This is a genomic window from Empedobacter sp. UBA7620, from assembly GCF_002484185.1.
GTDB lineage: Bacteria > Bacteroidota > Bacteroidia > Flavobacteriales > Weeksellaceae > Empedobacter > Empedobacter falsenii_C.
Genome location: NZ_DLJI01000051.1, coordinates 48,126 through 65,761 on the forward strand (window position 1 = coordinate 48,126; position 17,636 = coordinate 65,761).

The following is a 17,636-nucleotide window of genomic DNA, read 5'->3' on the forward strand; positions in this document are numbered from 1 at the left end:
TTATTGAATTAAAAATTTAGCTAAAATTGGTAAATGATCTGATGGATATTTGAAATCATAGAAATCATCAATCGTATTGAAACTTTTACACGTTACTTTTGGATTCTTTTTGTAAAAAATGTAATCTAAAATTTCTGTTCCTTTTACATTGAATTTGAAATCTTCCCATGTAAAATCTGGTCCATAAACCATTTGCGCATTAAGGCGAGTATCTAAATATTTGTTTTGAATATATTTTACAGAGGCATCATCATGATTCATGTTAAAGTCTCCCATAAAAAATGCTGGATAATCTTTTTTACTTGTTAAATCATGAATTAATTGATCGATTAATTCTAATGATTTTTGACGCGCAACTTTTCCAACGTGATCAAAATGAGTATTGATTACCCAAAATTTCTTTTTTGTTTTCTTGTCTTGAAATAATCCGTAAGTGATAATTCTGTTGTATGCTGCATCCCAACCTTTTGATTCTTTTTCTGGCGTTTCTGACAACCACATCGTTTTTTGTTCTAAAACTTTGTATTGATCTTTTTTGTAAAAAATCGCCGAATATTCAGCATTTTTATCACTTGAACGAGGTTCTCCGATAAAATCTAATTGTGAATCATTTTGTTTGATAAAATCTAGTTGAGGAACTTGCGCTTCTTGTACACCAACAAAATCAGCATCATAATATTTGATTAAATCAACCAATTTTTGTTTGCGAATATTCCAATGATTTGCGCCATCATCAACAGAAGCTAATCTAATATTGTAAGACATAATTGATATATTTTGTTGAGCAAAACCTATCATTGTCATGATTAAAACTAAACTTAAACTAATATATTTTTTCATGTGTGAATTTTTGTAAAAATCCAAGTAAGCACTTACATACTTACTTGGTTGAGAAATAAAACTAAATTTCTAACTATATATGAGGAATTTAATCAACTAAAGTAAAACTTGTTTTAAGTGAAGCGTTAGAATCTCCTCCAACAAAAATGTCGAAATCTCCTGCTTCTGCAACATAGTTCATATTGATATCGTGGAATTTTAAATCTTCTGAAGTTAATGTAAACGTAATTGTTTTTGTTTCTCCTTTCTTAATCATCACTTTATCAAAACCTTTCAATTCTCGAACTGGACGCGTCACACTTCCTATTAAATCGCGAACATATAATTGTACTACTTCTTCTCCATCGTAGTTTCCTGTATTTTTAACATTTACAGTGACTTTGATTTCATCTTTTCCATTCCTCATCGTTGATTTGTTCAACTTTAAGTTACTATAATCAAACGTTGTATAACTTAAACCATAACCAAATGGATATAAAGGCGAATTCGGAGAATCTGTATAACGAGATTTATATTTTTGCTCCGCATCACTCGCTCCTAAATAAGGTCTACCTGTATTTTTTTGATTGTAATGAATTGGAATTTGACCTACAGAACGAGGAAATGTCATCGGTGTTTTGGCCGAAGGATTGTATTTTCCATACAACACATCTGTAATCGCTAAACCTCCCATTGTTCCTGGATACCATGCGTATAAAATTGCATCCATATTATCATTTTCCCACGAAATTGTCATTGGACGACCAGCCATTAAAACTAAAACAATTGGCTTACCAAGTTTCTTTAATTCTTTTAATAATTCTTTCTGATTTCCTGGTAAATCTATATTTGTTTGAGAAGCAGCTTCACCTGTTTGATTCTCGTTTTCTCCCATAACCGCAACAATTACATCCGAGTTTTTCGCTACATTAATTGCTTCTTGAAAACCATCAGTTTTAGATGAATTAAGTTCTGTTCCTTGTGCATAAGTAATTTTTGCATTTTTACCTAAAACATCATTCAAACCTTCCCAAACAGACCATGCTTTTCCATAACGATCTCCACGTGCAGCCCAGTTTCCAATGATATTTTTCTCATCTTTTACTAATGGACCAATAACTGCAACTTTTTGAGATTCTTTTAATGGTAAAATTTGTTTCTCATTCTTTAATAAAACCATTGATTTACGCGCAACATCACGAGCTTCATTTAAAAACTCTTGTTTCATTACCGTTTCTTTCTCACGTTTTGAATTTGAATAACGATATGGATCTTCGAAAAGTCCTAAGTCATATTTTGCTTCCAAAATTCTACGAACTGCAGTATCAATCACATCTTGTTTTACTTTTCCTTCTTTTACCAATTTTGGTAAATGATTAAGAAAAGCACCACTCATCATATCCATTTCAATACCTGCTTCAACCGATTTTAGAGTTGCTTCTTCCAAATCTTTTGCAATTCCATGAGGAACTAACTCCTGAATCGCAGTATAATCTGTTACAACAAACCCTTTATAATTCCACTCTTTACGCAAAATTTGATCGTACAAATATTTACTTGCTGTAGAAGGAACTCCTCCAATTTCGTTGAAAGACGTCATGAAAGATCCAGCACCTGCATCAACAGTCGCTTTGAAAGGCGGCAAAATATAATCTCTTAAGAAACGATCAGAAATTTCTACCGAACCATAATCGCGACCAGCCTGCGCTAAAGCATATCCTGCAAAGTGTTTTGTACACGCTAAAACGGTATTTAAATCATATAAACTTTTACCTTGAAAACCATTAACACGCGCTATTGCAATTTTACTTCCTAAGAAAGTGTCTTCACCTGCACCTTCAGAAACACGTCCCCAACGAGGATCAAAACCGATATCAACCATCGGAGCAAAAGTCCAATGAACTCCACCTGCAGCTGTTTCTTCAGCAGCAATTCGAGCCGATTTTTCAATTGCTTTTAAATCCCAAGAAGAAGCTTCACCAAGTGGAATTGGGAAAATAGTTTCGTAACCATGAATTACATCGTATCCAAAAATTAATGGAATTCCAAGACGTGTTTCTTCAACAGCTATTTTTTGTAATTTTTTAGTAATATCTGTTGTCGTTGCGTTAAACACGGACCCCATCATACCTTGTTTCGTGTATTTTATATAATTTTTATCAATTGCAGATCCTGTAACATCACCTCCGTCATAGGTATATTGTACCATCTGACCTACTTTGTCATCAATCGTCATTTGACTCATCACATAATCAATAAATTCTGATTTCGATTTTGATTTATCAAACTTTATTTTTTGCGCATAAGTATTGAATGCTAATCCTAAGAAAGCAATTGAATAAATTAGTTTTTTCATTTTTTTGATTTTAATTCGAGGCTGTTGTTTTGAATTTCAATTTATCTAAACCTCTTTGTACATCTTCATTTTGCATAAACAATTTCCACAATAATCCAGAGCGATAATTCTCTATCATTGGTGTAATTGTTCCTTGATCTATCGCCAAATATTTTGTAATCACTCGATCATTTTTTACATCAACCGCATCATACGGACCTGCTACTCCAATCAAGCTTTTGTTTTGTTTTTCGTAAATAAACTTCAAGAAATCCATAGATTCTTTCGGTGTATATGGGAAAGACGATAACGCAGCTGTAGGCGTAATTACATTATTGTCATTTAATGGAGAGTGTGCTGTATAACCTTCTGTTCCATCTCGATTGAAGGTATAACTTGCCGTTAATCCCCACATATTTTTTTTGTACTTCTTGAAACTTTCCGTTTTTTGTTGATTGTAGATGTAATGAATCTTTGCTTGATTTTTCACTACTTTTCCATAATCAATACCAATTCCATCTATTAAATTGTTCGGATTAAGTCCAATAAATGAATATTGTGCCCAAAATAAAGGTCCAACATTTTTATTAGCTCCGTTATGCTTTACAATCAATGGAACTCCGTATGCAGAATCATTTGATTTTATATCACCATTTCTCGTCCAACCATTGTAATAAACTTCTGAATTGATAGAATGTTTTGGAGAAGCCGCAGCAATAACATACGTAATCATGGTTTCATCAAATCCTTTTAAAGGAAAATTGATTTTCCATTCGTAATTTGGAGACCAATGCCAGTACAACACATTTTCTCCTCGTGTATAAAAATTGAAATCGATTTCTTTCCAAAGTTGATCAGCTAATTGCGAAATCTCTATTTCTTTCTCATTTTTAGAATCTTTGAAATACTCTTTCAAACAAATTAAACCCTGAGCAAGAAATGCAGTTTCTACCAAATCACCTCCGTTATCGTATGTACTAAAAGCTTTTACTTTTCCTGTTTCGCCATTTAACCAATGTGGCCAAGCTCCATGAAAACGATTTGCATTTTGTAAAAATTTCAATCCTGTTAAAATTCGTTCAGTTGCTTCTTTTCTTGGAATAAATTCGCGATCAATACCAACAATTAAACTCATTAATCCAAATCCTGTTCCTCCTGTTGTAATGATATTTGAATCATTTTCTGGATAAAAACCATCAGGATGAAAACGTTCACGAGCTAATTTTGAATGAGGTTCAGCGTAATCCCAAAAATATTGAATCGTCTGTTTTTGAACTTTATCTAACAGCTTATTTTCTTGTTTTGTTTGAGCAAAAGCACTTGCGCCACATAAAAAAGCGCAAGTAACTATTGTTTTATTTAATTTAATCATTACCAACCTGGGTTTTGAGTCATTGTTGGAGTTTGAATAATTTGTCCATTTGGAATTGGGAACAATTCATGTTTTCCAGTAACGAAAGTTTTACCATTTTTCGCCATCATCTCTTTTGCTTGACCAGTACGAACTAAATCAAACCAACGATCATGCTCAAATGCTAACTCCAAACGTCTTTCATTCCAAATTTTTAATCGTAATTGATCTTTAGACATACTTGCTATTGGAGCTAATTTTACACGTGTTCTAACACGATTAAGAGGTGTTAAAGCATCTTGCCCAATTTCATTTGCTGCTTCAGCTTGAATTAATAAAACTTCAGAAAAACGAATTACACGAATGTTTTTGTCTCCATCCGCAGAACCAAGATTCGCACTTGAATACGCTTTTTCGTTATACATCGGGTTTTCTACAGAAGTTGGAACTAAACGACCGTCATATAAAGTTTCACCTCTAAAAATGATTGTTGCATCACGACGAATAGCATCTCCTTCAGCATTAAAAGCATCTAATAAATTTTGAGAAGGAACATTGAATCCCCATCCCCAACCTCCAGTACCACGAGCTCCTTGAGTTTCTGAATATTGTTGAACGCCATGCGCAACAGCATCTCCACGAGCTTGGATTTCAAATAAAGACTCTTTACCATTCTCAGTTTCTTTTCTCCAAGTTGTTGCGTAATCACTTTCTAAATCATAAATACCAGAATTAACAACGGTTGTAGCCATATCGTACGCTTGTTGATTTTTTCCTTGGTATAAATATACCTTTGCCAATAAAGCTTGAGCAGCTCCTTTTGTTGCACGTCCTAAATCTTTTGCAGCATATTCATTTTTAGTAGGAAGTTTTGATATTGCATCTAATAAATCTGCTTCAATGTATGCATAAACTTCTGCTTTTGGTTTACGTACTGAATAAGACGCCGGAACATCTAACTCCTGTATCACAGTATCTCCAAACATACGAACCAAATAGAAATAAGAAACAGCTCTCAAAAATTTTGCTTCCCCAATTAATCTATTTTTTTCTGCATCTGTGATTGATGATTCTGTCGTATATTTTATAGAATATGACGCTCTACCAATTGTTTTATAAAAACGCTTCCACATTGCTTCGATAGAACCTGTTGTAGAACTATGTAATAATTCGTCTAAATCTCGTTTATCTCCACCATTATCTGTAGAAGAACTTCCTTTATCTGCATTATCAGAAATCATTTCAGTAACTCCTAACCAAGAGAATGCATAATCCCAATCTGTAAACATTCCGTAAATACCATTCACATATTTTTCTGGAGATTGAGAAGCTTGATCATCAATAGCTATATTTTCTTGAGAATCTACATTCAAAAAATCACTTGTACATGAACTTAATGTTCCGATTGAAAGAATAGAAGCTAATGTTACTATTTTAAATATATTTTTTTTCATTTTTTTAAAATTTTCTAGATTAGAATTCTACGTTTAATCCAACTAAAAATGTTCTAACATTTGGATATGCAGAGAAATCCATACCTGTCGTTCCATAAGGACTTCCATCATAACGTTTTCCTTTTACATTATCTAAAGTTAATTCCGGTGTAAATCCTGAATACTTCGTAATCATGAATACATTTTGTGCACTAACATATAATCTTAGGTTTCTGATAAAATCAATTTTATCTCTAAAATTATATCCTATTGTCATGTTACTTAATTTGAAATAATTACCTTTTTCTAAATAGTAAGAAGAAGCAACTTGATCACGCTCCGCTCCTGGATGAGAATTTGTACTACCAGCTCCTGTCCAACGATCGTTAAACATATCAACTGTTATATTTTCCCCTCCTAAACGTGTATTTTTGATACCATTGTAAATCTTGTTACCTCCAGCTCCGTAACCGCTAATCGTTAAATCGAAATTTTTATATTCTAAACTAACATTGATTCCGTAGTTATATTTTGGAATATATGATCCCATGAATTTTTTATCACGATCATCAATAACTCCATCTCCATTTTGGTCTTTGTAGCGTAAATGTCCTGGACGAGCACTTGATAAATGAGCATTGCTATTTATTTCATCTTGTGTTTGCCAAACACCTTCTACTTCATATAACCAGAAAGAACCAAGTGGTTGACCAGCTTCTAAACGTTTTGCAATTTGTCCATTTCCTAAAGAACCTCCTGTCATTCCAGAATATCCTTCTTTAACAGACTTCACTTCATTTTCGTTGTAGTTGAAGTTACCACCAATCGAATATCTTAATCCTCCAGCTGTTTCATTACGATAATTTAAAGCAATTTCAAAACCTTGATTTACTACTTTTGCTGCATGATCATAAAAATCTTTTTCATAAGGAGATGAACCTATCTGTTTAATATTTAAGATGGCATTTTTCGTTGTCTTATTGTAATAATCTAAACTTCCTGATAATTTACCTTTCAATAACTCGAAATCTAGACCAGCACTCCATTCATCTACAATTTCCCATGAAATATCATAAGCAGGCGAACCGATATAAGCTCCATAAATTAAATCTTGACCTGGTCCAAATACATAATTCGCATTATCACTACCTGTAGAAGTTGTAATTGTTGTATAGTTGTATGGCACATCTGCATTACCTAAACGTCCCCAACCTCCACGAAGTTTTAAGAAAGAAATTACATTACTATCTTTTAAGAACTCTTCATTAGAAATATTCCAAGCAGCAGAAACAGAAGGGAAAGTTCCCCAATATTTTTCGTTTTGTTTAAACTGGCTTGAACCATCTCTACGAATAATTCCAGAAACGTAGTATTTATTTGCGTAATTATATTGTAAACGAGCAAAATAAGAAGCATAAGCAATTGGAGTATAATTATTTTGATCCATTGCAGCTTTGTATTGTCCAGAAGCATGATGAGCTGACCAGTATTGTTCTTTATCAGGAACATCATATACTGTGATATCTGAATATTGACCAATACCCATTTTTTCTGCAGAAACTCCCGCAACAACATTGAACGAATGATCTCCAAATTTGCGATCAAATGTTACGAAGTTTTCCCATGACCATCTAAATGTTTCTACATTATTTAGATTTAGAGAGTTATTCATATAAGTTGAACTCGCGGGATTCTTCGCTTTTAAACCTTCAAACTCAGCAGCAGTTCTAATTGGGTTACCAGCAATCCATCTTTCTTTAATTGGATTAAATTCTCTGTATTTGTACCAATATTTTGTACCCCCAGCACGAGAAGTAACTGTTAATCCTTTTGTAAGTTTCAACTCTGCTTCTATATTTCCTTGAAGTGTCGTAGAATTAGCTTTTTGATTATCATAATACAATGTTGACATTGGGTTACTATGAGAGTTCAAATTACTTGTCACCTCTCCAGGTTTTGCAACATATGTTACTTCTCCTGTTGTTGTATTAAAAATTGGTAACCCCCATCTTCCATTATCATATTTTACAGGAACCAATGGTGATTGACGGTAAGCTACATCAAATGCTCCATATGGTTTAGGATTCTCTCTAGAAAAAGTAGCACTAACATTTTGTTTAATCTTTAAGATTCCATCAAACAATTTATAGTCATTATTACTACGAACAGTTGTTCTTTTGAAGTTATTTCCTTCTAAAATTCCTTTCTCTTCGAAATTATTAATACTGAACATGTAATTAATATTTTCTCCAGCGCCAGCTAACGAAACATTATTACTAATTAATTGTCCTGTGGTTAACATTTCATCAAACCAATTCGTGTTATATTTTTGATTTGTAGAAATCAAAGAACCTCCTGTTGCTTTTCTTTGTTCATTAAAATAAGTTATGTACTGATTAGCATCAGCCATATCTACCATATTCATAGTATTTCTTACTCCAATATATGAGTCATAATTAACTCTAATCTTTCCTGTTTTACCACGTTTAGTTGTTACAACAACTACACCATTTGCACCACGAACTCCATAAATAGCTGAAGATGCTGCATCTTTTAAAACATCAATTTTTTCAATGTCATTTGGATTAATATTATTAATATTTGGAACAATTAACCCATCCACAACATACAAAGGAGCTTTACCTCCCAAAGCTGTACCCATTCCACGAACCAAAACAGTTGGTGTACCTCCTGGAGTATCCGTATTAATAATATTAACACCAGCTAATTTACCCTGCAAAGACTGCATGGCAGTTGTACTTGCAATTTGCGTAATGTCTTTAGCATTAGCTGATGAAACAGCTGATGTAAGATCTGATTTCTTAACAGTACCATACCCAACCACAACGGCTTGATCTAGTATAATAGAATCACTTTCAAAAGGATCTTCTATCTGTATAGAATCGTTAGTAACTTGGGCATTTACACAGAAAGACCCGAGAATAAATAATGGAAGAAAATATTTTTTCATTCTATTTCAATAAATGGTTATTTCAAAAATAGAATGTTTTAACACTTGATTAACAAGTAATAATTTTAGTTAGAATAATTTTCTAAAAAAATAAAACACATAATACTGAATATCAGATAATTACAAAATATTACATTTACAACATGATGTAGTTATGATGTAATTTATTTTCCGATATTTAAAAATTAATCATATACTTATTTAGGTTTATTTCAGAAGGAATTTGCATTTTTTTGCGTAATCTATATCGTTGTAGTTCTACTGATCGATAATTAAGGTGCATTAAAGGAGCAATCTCTTTGGTTGATAAATTCATTCGAAGGAAAACACACAGTTTTAAGTCTTTCGCAGTTAAATTAGAATACTTATCAGCTAATCTCTTAATAAAATCTTGATGAATTTCCTGAATATTTAATTCGAAATTTTGCCATTCATTTCTGTTGTAACTATATTCCGAAAACGTTTTCTCAAATTTCTTTTTTAATTTTTTATTGATTTCATTCATTTCCAATTGAGAAAATAATTGATTAATTTCTAGGATCATAGCACGTTGATTAGCTAATTTCAAAGCTTGTCCTGCCAATTCTGTAGATTTCGTTTGTAAAGAAGTTTCTAAATGTTGTTTTTCTTTATGATGATTTAATTCTTTCAACTCTTGTTGATGTTTCATTTCCATCAAATTCAATTCATATTCAAATTGCTTTTGTTTAATTCTGAAACTTTGTTTCAACTTCATTCTGTTATACTTATAAATAGCCAGAATCGATCCAACAATTAATAAAATATAAAATAATATCATCAAATTTGATAAATACCAAATCTTTTTAACTCTAAAATCAAAATGATTCAACTCAACAAAATTTCCATCTTTTAAAGCATAAATTGACAATTGATATGAACCACTTTCTAATTGTTTATAATTAATTATTGGCTGATTAAGTGGTTGAATTTTAGAGTTATTTAATTGATAATATAATTGATAATTCGCAAAATCATCATTCAAAATTGAAACATAAAAATCTATATAATTATTTGAATACTCAATATTAGGCTCATTATTCAAAACCGTTTGATTGATTTTTGCTTTAATTTTAATCTTTGGTAATTCACGACGTATAGATTTTAAATCATATTTCAATAATCCGTTTTCGAGGTTAATATATAAAAACTGATCGTTGATTTTAGCCGTTAAATTGTCATCAACCAATTTTCCATCATACAATTTTTTTGGAATTAAATAATGAATCAATTTATTCTGTTCCACTTTAGAATAATACAGAATATTATCCGCTTCAACTAAATAACGATTCTCCTTTAAATAACGAATTCGATTAATATTCTTTAATTTCGAATCTAAATTCTCGTCAGAAAATAAGTTTTTATTTATATCATAACGGACTAAATGTTGATCGTCAATCAGTACAAAAACCTTATTATCTTCGAGAATAGTTTGCGGATTAACTAATTTTTTATGTTGGTAAAATATCTCCTTTCCTGTTCTATTTTTAAGATCAAATAAATATAAACCACCATTTTTTCCTGTTCCTAAAATTTTATTTTCAACAATAATAAAATCAATAATTGGAATAGTTAAACTGGAAACTTTACTAGATTCTTCATGAGAACCTTGTATATATTCATTGATTCCCGTAAAAGATGATTGATATAATTTATTTCCATATTTGATCAATTTAAAACCTCCATTTGTAGAAGAAATCTTATTCAATAGTCCTGAATAAATGTAAGTTCCCCAACTATCCGAAACATAAATTGTATTATCAATATTTGTTACATTCCAAATTAAACCTTTCTCGAGAACTGAATTTGTTTGGTTTAGAGTATTCGAATAATTATAAAATCCGTGATTTGTTCCCAACAAAATATTGTCTTTGTAAAAATCGAACGAAAAAACATTTCCTAAATGACCATTGTAATCATATAATAGTTGAGTTTTGTTTTTCAATTCTATTTTCGAAATACCTTTATCCGTTCCAAGCCAAGCATTTCCTTTAGAATCTATTCTTATATTTTGGATTGTATTACTGATTAACCCAGAGTTTTGATTGTAATTTTTGTAAGAATTAGTTTTTAAATCATATACATAAATCCCATTATTTGAAGTTCCAATGATTAATTTATCTTCTAATCGAATCATTTTTAACACTAAATAATTCTTTAGCATTTTATTGAATTCCACATTGAACTCTTGTAAACCAGCTGTTTTGTTGTACTTGAAAATTCCTTCTGTTAGTGTACCAACTAAATAATCATTATCATATTTTTCTATTCCATGAATGACAATTGATTTACCTTTTTCAATTTCAAATAACGGCTCAAAATGTCCATTATTAAATTCGAAAATACCTTTAGAAATAGTGGCTACTAACATTTTACCCTTCACCAAATAAACGTAAGAGGAAAGCGCAGGTAATTTGTATCGTTTAACTGTTTTACCATCAAATTGAAAAAGATAATTGAACGATTGAAAATAAATAGAACGATTATGATAAAATATTTTCCAGATTTCTTCTTGTTCTAACCCTTCAAAACTTTTGAATTTATCTGAAATTGAAATATAAACTTTCTTTCCTTCAATCGTTTTCCAATATCCAAAATTATTTAATGCACCTGAATACAATACATTATTCATTGTAAAAACAGAACGTATAATTGTTAAGCTATTTGGCGAATATTTTTCCCAAAAATTACCATCATATTCTAAGATATTTCGATTGTTCGCAAAATATACTTTTCCTTGCTTTTTATTTTCTGTAATATCCCAAATAGGCGATTCGCCCAAATATTCGCTTTTAGAGTAATTCGAAATAATTGGCGCAAACGATTGAGATTTGCTATAAGTGGAAACAAGTAAAAATAGAATAAATAAGCTTCTCATTGTGCAATAAAAAAGACCGTAAAAACGGTCCTTAAAAATAGATTATATTTCTGAATTATCTTATTTAAATTCGACATCAAAAACTTCAGCAAAATGTTTCTTCGTAAACGCTTTCACTTCGTTCATATCTACCTGATGTCCAAGTTCTCTTTCTAATGAAGCTACAGCTTTATCCTGAATTCCGCATGGAACAATGTATTCAAAATAACGCAAATCTGTATTCACATTTAGCGCAAAACCATGCATCGTTACCCAACGGGAAGCCTTAACGCCCATTGCACAAATTTTTCGAGCAAAAGGTCGACCAACATCCAACCAAACACCAGTTTCTCCTTGCGAACGCTCACCTTTTAATCCATATTCGGCAATAGTTTTGATAATCACTTCTTCCAAATTGCGCATATACAAATGAATATCTGGCTTGAAAGTATCCAAATCCATAATCGGATAACCAACTAATTGTTGCGGTCCATGATACGTTATATCTCCACCACGATTGGTTTTCACAAAAGTTGCATTTATTTCGTTTAATTTATCACTCGAAGCCAACATATTTTCTAAATGTCCACTTTTTCCAAGCGTATAAACGTGCGGATGTTCTACAAAAAGTAAATGATTTCTAGTATTTTTAAAATCTGAACTTCCCTCCTTTTCTTGCGCTCTATTATATTGTTTTACGGCTATATTCTCTGCTAAAAGACTTTCTTGATAATCCCAAATCTCTTGGTAATCTCTGTTAATTCCTAAATCTTGGAATTCGACAATTTGTTTCATTTCACAATGTGTTTCGAATGTCAAATTTACGAAGGATTTCAAAAATTATCATTAATCTTCAAGCTCTACTTTAAAATTTCCTAAACTAGGATTATTAAGGATTTCTTCTAATGTATATTCCTTTATAAATGTTTTTCCATCTAAAGTAAACATTGCATCAGTAATATTTAAAGATTTTATTTTCTTAGAAAAAGTATATTTATATTTAAACTTAATTTGTTTCAACATTCCTAAAAAAATCGCTTTTTCTTCATCATTATCAAAGTTCTGTTTATCAAAATCTTTTGAAAATTTTTCAGCATCAATTGTTTTAGAGAAAGATTTTCCATCGAAAGCATATGTTGAGCTTGTCATCATCGCCATAGGATTATCACTAAATAAAGGTTCATCGACTAATTGTTTTGATTTTCTCTTTCTCTTTTTCTTTTGACTTAATTCATCTGTAATTCTTTTTTCTTCTTTTATATTGATACCTGCAAAAGTTTCTTCAATAATTTTTGAATTTGAATTAAATTCTTCTGCAGATTTAGATTTATTAATCATTTCTATTGCAAATTTATCTCTCAAGTCTAATCGAAATTTAAAAAAATCAATTGCAGATAAATCATCTTTATATAAGTCAAATTTTTCGGTTTGTTTTCTGAATTTTTCTCCACCTTTTTCTTGTAATAACTGAACAAATTCATAATATGAATACTCATTATTCGAAATTTGATTCATCTCAATCTTATCATCAATATTACTTGAATTCATCATTGCTCCAATTTGAGGTATATCTATTTTTTGAAAATAATCAAACTCACCTTTTTCATTTACAACAACTTCCTCAGAAATTGTACATGAAGTTAAAGTAGCTAAAGCTAATAATAGTGTAAATATTTTACTGAAATTCATATATAAATTGTTAATTTTTGTTAAAAATAATTGATTTTGTCCAATAAAAAAAACTGAATAAACACCTCTAAAAATAATGGTTTTGAGCAATACATTAACGATTGAATAAAAATCTTTATCTTTGGAATTCTTAGAAATCGGTAGAATAAAATAATCAAATAAAAATGAAGAAACTATTCGTTAAAGGATCTATTTTAATGGCTTTGTTTGCAAACTTTAGTGTTTTTGCACAACAAGGTGGTGGAATGTGGATTCCAACAGAATTGAATGAAAAGGAAATGAAAGACATGGGATTGAAAATCTCATCAAAAGACATTTTCAGTACTGGAGATAAAAGTATCAACAATGCAGTTGCTCACTTTGGTGGCGGTTGTACATCAGAAGTTATTTCTCCAAATGGTTTACTACTAACTAATCATCACTGTGGTTATGGAGAAATCCAAGCACATTCATCTTTAGAAAATGATTATTTAACAGATGGTTTTTGGGCTAAAGAGCTGAAAGACGAATTACCAAACGAAGGTTTAACAGCGACTTTTATTGTAGACATTAAAGATGTAACTACAGCCATTTTAGCTGGTGTTAATGATAATATGTCGGAGGAAGATCGTAACAAAATCATCAAGAAAAATATTGAAGATTTTAATGCAAAAACTAAGACAGAATCTTATCGTTCAGTATTTATCAAACCTTTTTACAAAGGAAATAAATATTACCAATTTACGACAGAAACATACAAAGATGTTCGTTTAGTTGGTGCGCCACCTTCTGCAATTGGAAAATATGGAAATAATACAGACAACTGGGTTTGGCCACGTCATACAGGAGATTTTTCGATGTTTAGAATTTATGCAGACAAAAATAACAAACCTGCAGATTATTCTCCAGAAAACGTTCCTTATAAACCAAAACATTTCTTACCTATTAATATTTCGGGAATTAGTGAGGACGATTTCACGTTTGTATATGGTTTCCCAGGTACGACGGACGAATATTTACCAGCTTCTTCTATCCAGCAAATAAAAGATGTAATTGATCCTGCGCGTATCAATGTGCGTACAATTGCATTATCTCATATTGATAAAAAAATGCGTGAAGACGATGCAACTCGTATCGCTTATGCGTCTAAACAAGCGCGTATTTCGAATGCACATAAAAAATGGATTGGCGAAGTTTTAGGATTAAACCGTTCGAAAGCTGTAGAAAAACGTCAACAATATGAACAAGAATTCATGAATCGTATTGCGAAAAATCCGAAATTAAAAGGTGAATATTCGAATATTATTTCTGAATTAAATCAAGTTAATAAAGCAAATCAAGATTACAATTTAGCGTACACAATGTATTCTGAAACGTTTTTCTCAAATTCAGAAACATTCAGAATGGCGTTAACATTGAACAATATTTTGAATGCGGTTGGACAAAAAAATTACGCAGAAACAAAAGCTAAAGCGTTGAATACAGTTGCGTCTATGCACAAGGATTATAATCCAGAATTGGATAAAACAATTTCTTCTGATTTAGCAGATAATTATTTCAAAGTTGTTCCTCAAAATTTATTACCAACTACAACTGCTGCAAATATCAAAACAGCTTTAGGAAATTCGGTAATCAACGGAACGAAAAAAATTAATGGTCAATCTGTTTTAGGAAATATCAAAACTTTGGCTGAAAATGATGCTGAGTTTATCAAAGCCTTAAAAGAAGATGCCTTAATTGCTCAAATTCGTTTAATTTTAGATGCAAATCAAACGAAAGTAACGCCTACATATTTAGCGAATCAAGATAAAATCAACAAGTTGATGCGTACGTATATGAAAGCGCAAATGGATGTATTTACAGACAAGAAAATCTTCCCAGATGCAAATTCAACTTTACGTGTAACTTACGGAAAAGTTGATGGTTACCAACCTCGCGATGCGGTTTATTACGAACCTGTAACGCACATGGAAGGTGTAATGGAAAAATATATTCCGGGAGATTATGAGTATGATTTACCAAAACAAATGTTAAGTTTATACGATAAAAAAGATTACGGAAAATACGCCGATAAAAACGGAAAATTACCTGTAAACTTTATTGCAACAAACCATACAACTGGTGGTAATTCTGGTTCTCCTGCATTGAATGCAAAAGGAGAATTAATCGGATTGAATTTTGACCGTGTTTGGGAAGGAACAATGTCAGATTTAAATTATGATCCAGAGATTTGTCGTAATATTATGGTGGACTCTCGTTATATTTTGTGGGTAGTTGACAAGTATGCTAATGCGCAACGTTTGATTGATGAAATGACTATCGTTGACGAAAGCAAAAATGCAAAGAAAAAATAATATTTTTCACTATATTCTGAAAACCACGTTTTTATAACGTGGTTTTTTTATTGAAATAAACGTAAGATTCAAATAAAGTCTTAAGAAATAAAACTATATTTATACAACTTATCTAAAAAATTGTCAAAATAAAACACTCATAATTATGGAAGTCATTAGAAAATGGCCTTTTTATTTAAAACTAACTTGCACATTATTGTCAATCATTTGTTTAACATTTATTTCAATAATAGGTAAAGGAATTTTAGTTCCATTAATATTAGGCTTCTTAATTTCAATATTATTAGCACCCGTTTGTTCATTTTTCGAAAGATATTTACGCATTCCACGTGTTATTTCAAGTATCATTACCACCTTGCTTTTTGCAGCATTTATCTTAGGAATTTTCTATTTGATTGCTATACAGATGGCTGAAATAGCAAATGAATGGCCTACGTTTCAGAAACAAATCATAGAAGCATTTATGAATTTGCAAGATTGGATTCACCATACCTTTGGTGTTAATTCGCATGCGCAAATGGAATATTTGACAAAGAATGTCAAAACGACTATCGAAACGAGTACAATTGTAATCGAAAAAGTAATTTCTATTGTTTCATCGATGGCTGTTACAGTCTTGTTCACTTTTTTATACATTGTTTTCTTGTTGATTTATCGTCGTCATTTAGTAAAATTCTTATATTACGCATTCAATTCAAATACACACGACCAGGTTTATAACGTCATTACATCTATTCAAAAAATGGTCAAACAATATTTGATTGGCTTATTTTTACAAATGTTAGTCGTATCAATTTTATCTTTTATTGCATTTTCTATCCTTGGACTTAAATACAAATTTGTTTTAGCTATTTTAACTGGTGTTCTAAATGTTGTTCCCTATGTAGGAATTGTTATTTCATTAATTATAACGCTAATAATCACATTTGCCACAATGTCAGCTTCAAAATTGTTCTTTGTTTTAATTGCATTTATTGCAATTCATGCAATTGATGGAAATGTAGTGATGCCAAAAATTGTAGGTTCTAAAGTAAAAATTAATTCTTTGATTGTGATTATTGGATTAGTAATTGGAGAAATGACGTGGGGAATTATGGGCATGCTATTATCGATTCCAATACTTGCGTTGATGAAAATTGTTTTTGATAATGTGACTGAATTAAAACCTTGGGGTTATCTTTTGGGTGATGAAGATTCTACAGAAATTGATGATGATTTAAATACATTTTTAGCCAAAAAGAAAGCTAAAAAATCAAAGAAAAAAACAAAGATGTTGGACGAGAATTTGGAATAGTCTGATTTCTATTTTACATAATTATCGCTATTTATGAAATATAATTTATTGTTCATTTTTAGTTTATTGATTTTCAGTATTTCTTGCGAAAAGAAGTTAGAAAAAGAAGTAAATAAAAAATATATGTATAATACGATGTCAATTGATGATAGAAATTTATCTATAAGAATTTATGATTACTCTGATTCAATAGAATTTATAACATGGAAGAATATCAATGATTATACAACAAAATCATTCAAAATTTCTAAGAACGATAAAAAAGCATTGGAAGAGAATATTTATAAAATAGTTACAACTCCATATGAAAATGAAATATTTTGCACAGACTATGTGGGGAAAATAAATATTAGTATGTCCAATCATAATAGCACTTATTCTATTAATCTAAATTCTGTTTGTGATTGGAAAACATTTAATGAAGAAACTAAGAATATTTCTAAAATAATAGATCGTTATAAATAAAATTTTATTTTATCAAATAGGATGAGAAACTGAAATAAATTCAGTTTGACAATACAAAAAAAGTCTATAAC

Annotated in this window: 11 protein-coding genes; 3 read left to right on the forward strand and 8 right to left on the reverse strand. The window is 30.7% G+C overall.

Annotation, left to right across the window (positions count from 1 at the left end; genetic code table 11):
• The 8 genes from B2217_RS13040 to B2217_RS13075 all read right to left on the reverse strand — a co-directional run bounded on the left by B2217_RS13040 (position 1) and on the right by B2217_RS13075 (position 13,473).
• On the reverse strand, positions 1 to 840 hold the full coding sequence (locus B2217_RS13040; protein ID WP_280037569.1) for an endonuclease/exonuclease/phosphatase family protein: 840 nt from the start codon (positions 838 to 840) through the stop codon (positions 1 to 3).
• Between the two features lie 88 nt (positions 841 to 928).
• Positions 929 to 3,175: a glycoside hydrolase family 3 N-terminal domain-containing protein gene (locus tag B2217_RS13045; protein WP_291122774.1), complete on the reverse strand. Its 2,247-nt coding sequence runs from the start codon at positions 3,173 to 3,175 to the stop codon at positions 929 to 931.
• Positions 3,176 to 3,185: 10 nt separating this feature from the next.
• Positions 3,186 to 4,526 carry a glucoamylase family protein gene (locus B2217_RS13050; RefSeq protein ID WP_291122776.1) on the reverse strand — a complete coding sequence of 447 codons (1,341 nt, stop codon included), beginning with the start codon at positions 4,524 to 4,526 and terminating at the stop codon, positions 3,186 to 3,188.
• Positions 4,526 to 5,959, reverse strand: coding sequence for a RagB/SusD family nutrient uptake outer membrane protein (locus B2217_RS13055; RefSeq protein WP_286495499.1), 1,434 nt, complete (start codon positions 5,957 to 5,959; stop codon positions 4,526 to 4,528). The genes B2217_RS13050 and B2217_RS13055 overlap by 1 nt, the downstream gene beginning before the upstream one ends.
• Positions 5,960 to 5,978: 19 nt before the next feature.
• A complete protein-coding gene (locus B2217_RS13060; protein WP_291122778.1) occupies positions 5,979 to 8,909 on the reverse strand; it encodes a SusC/RagA family TonB-linked outer membrane protein in 2,931 nt (976 codons plus the stop codon).
• Positions 8,910 to 9,087: 178 nt separating this feature from the next.
• A complete protein-coding gene (locus B2217_RS13065) occupies positions 9,088 to 11,805 on the reverse strand; it encodes a helix-turn-helix and ligand-binding sensor domain-containing protein (protein ID WP_291122780.1) in 2,718 nt (905 codons plus the stop codon).
• Positions 11,806 to 11,865: 60 nt separating this feature from the next.
• Complete coding sequence (gene lipB, locus B2217_RS13070; RefSeq protein ID WP_291122782.1) at positions 11,866 to 12,579, reverse strand: lipoyl(octanoyl) transferase LipB; 714 nt, start codon at positions 12,577 to 12,579, stop codon at positions 11,866 to 11,868.
• A 51-nt stretch (positions 12,580 to 12,630) separates the two neighbouring features.
• A complete protein-coding gene (locus B2217_RS13075; RefSeq protein WP_280037564.1) occupies positions 12,631 to 13,473 on the reverse strand; it encodes a hypothetical protein in 843 nt (280 codons plus the stop codon).
• Between the two features lie 164 nt (positions 13,474 to 13,637).
• Between B2217_RS13075 and B2217_RS13080 the strand changes: the two genes are divergently transcribed.
• From B2217_RS13080 to B2217_RS13090, 3 genes are all read left to right on the forward strand, one after another.
• On the forward strand, positions 13,638 to 15,806 hold the full coding sequence (locus B2217_RS13080) for a S46 family peptidase (RefSeq protein ID WP_291122784.1): 2,169 nt from the start codon (positions 13,638 to 13,640) through the stop codon (positions 15,804 to 15,806).
• Positions 15,807 to 15,951: 145 nt separating this feature from the next.
• On the forward strand, positions 15,952 to 17,100 hold the full coding sequence (locus B2217_RS13085) for an AI-2E family transporter (protein ID WP_291046547.1): 1,149 nt from the start codon (positions 15,952 to 15,954) through the stop codon (positions 17,098 to 17,100).
• Positions 17,101 to 17,133: 33 nt separating this feature from the next.
• A complete protein-coding gene (locus B2217_RS13090) occupies positions 17,134 to 17,565 on the forward strand; it encodes a hypothetical protein (protein WP_219034573.1) in 432 nt (143 codons plus the stop codon).
• The last annotated feature ends 71 nt before the right edge of the window (positions 17,566 to 17,636 follow it).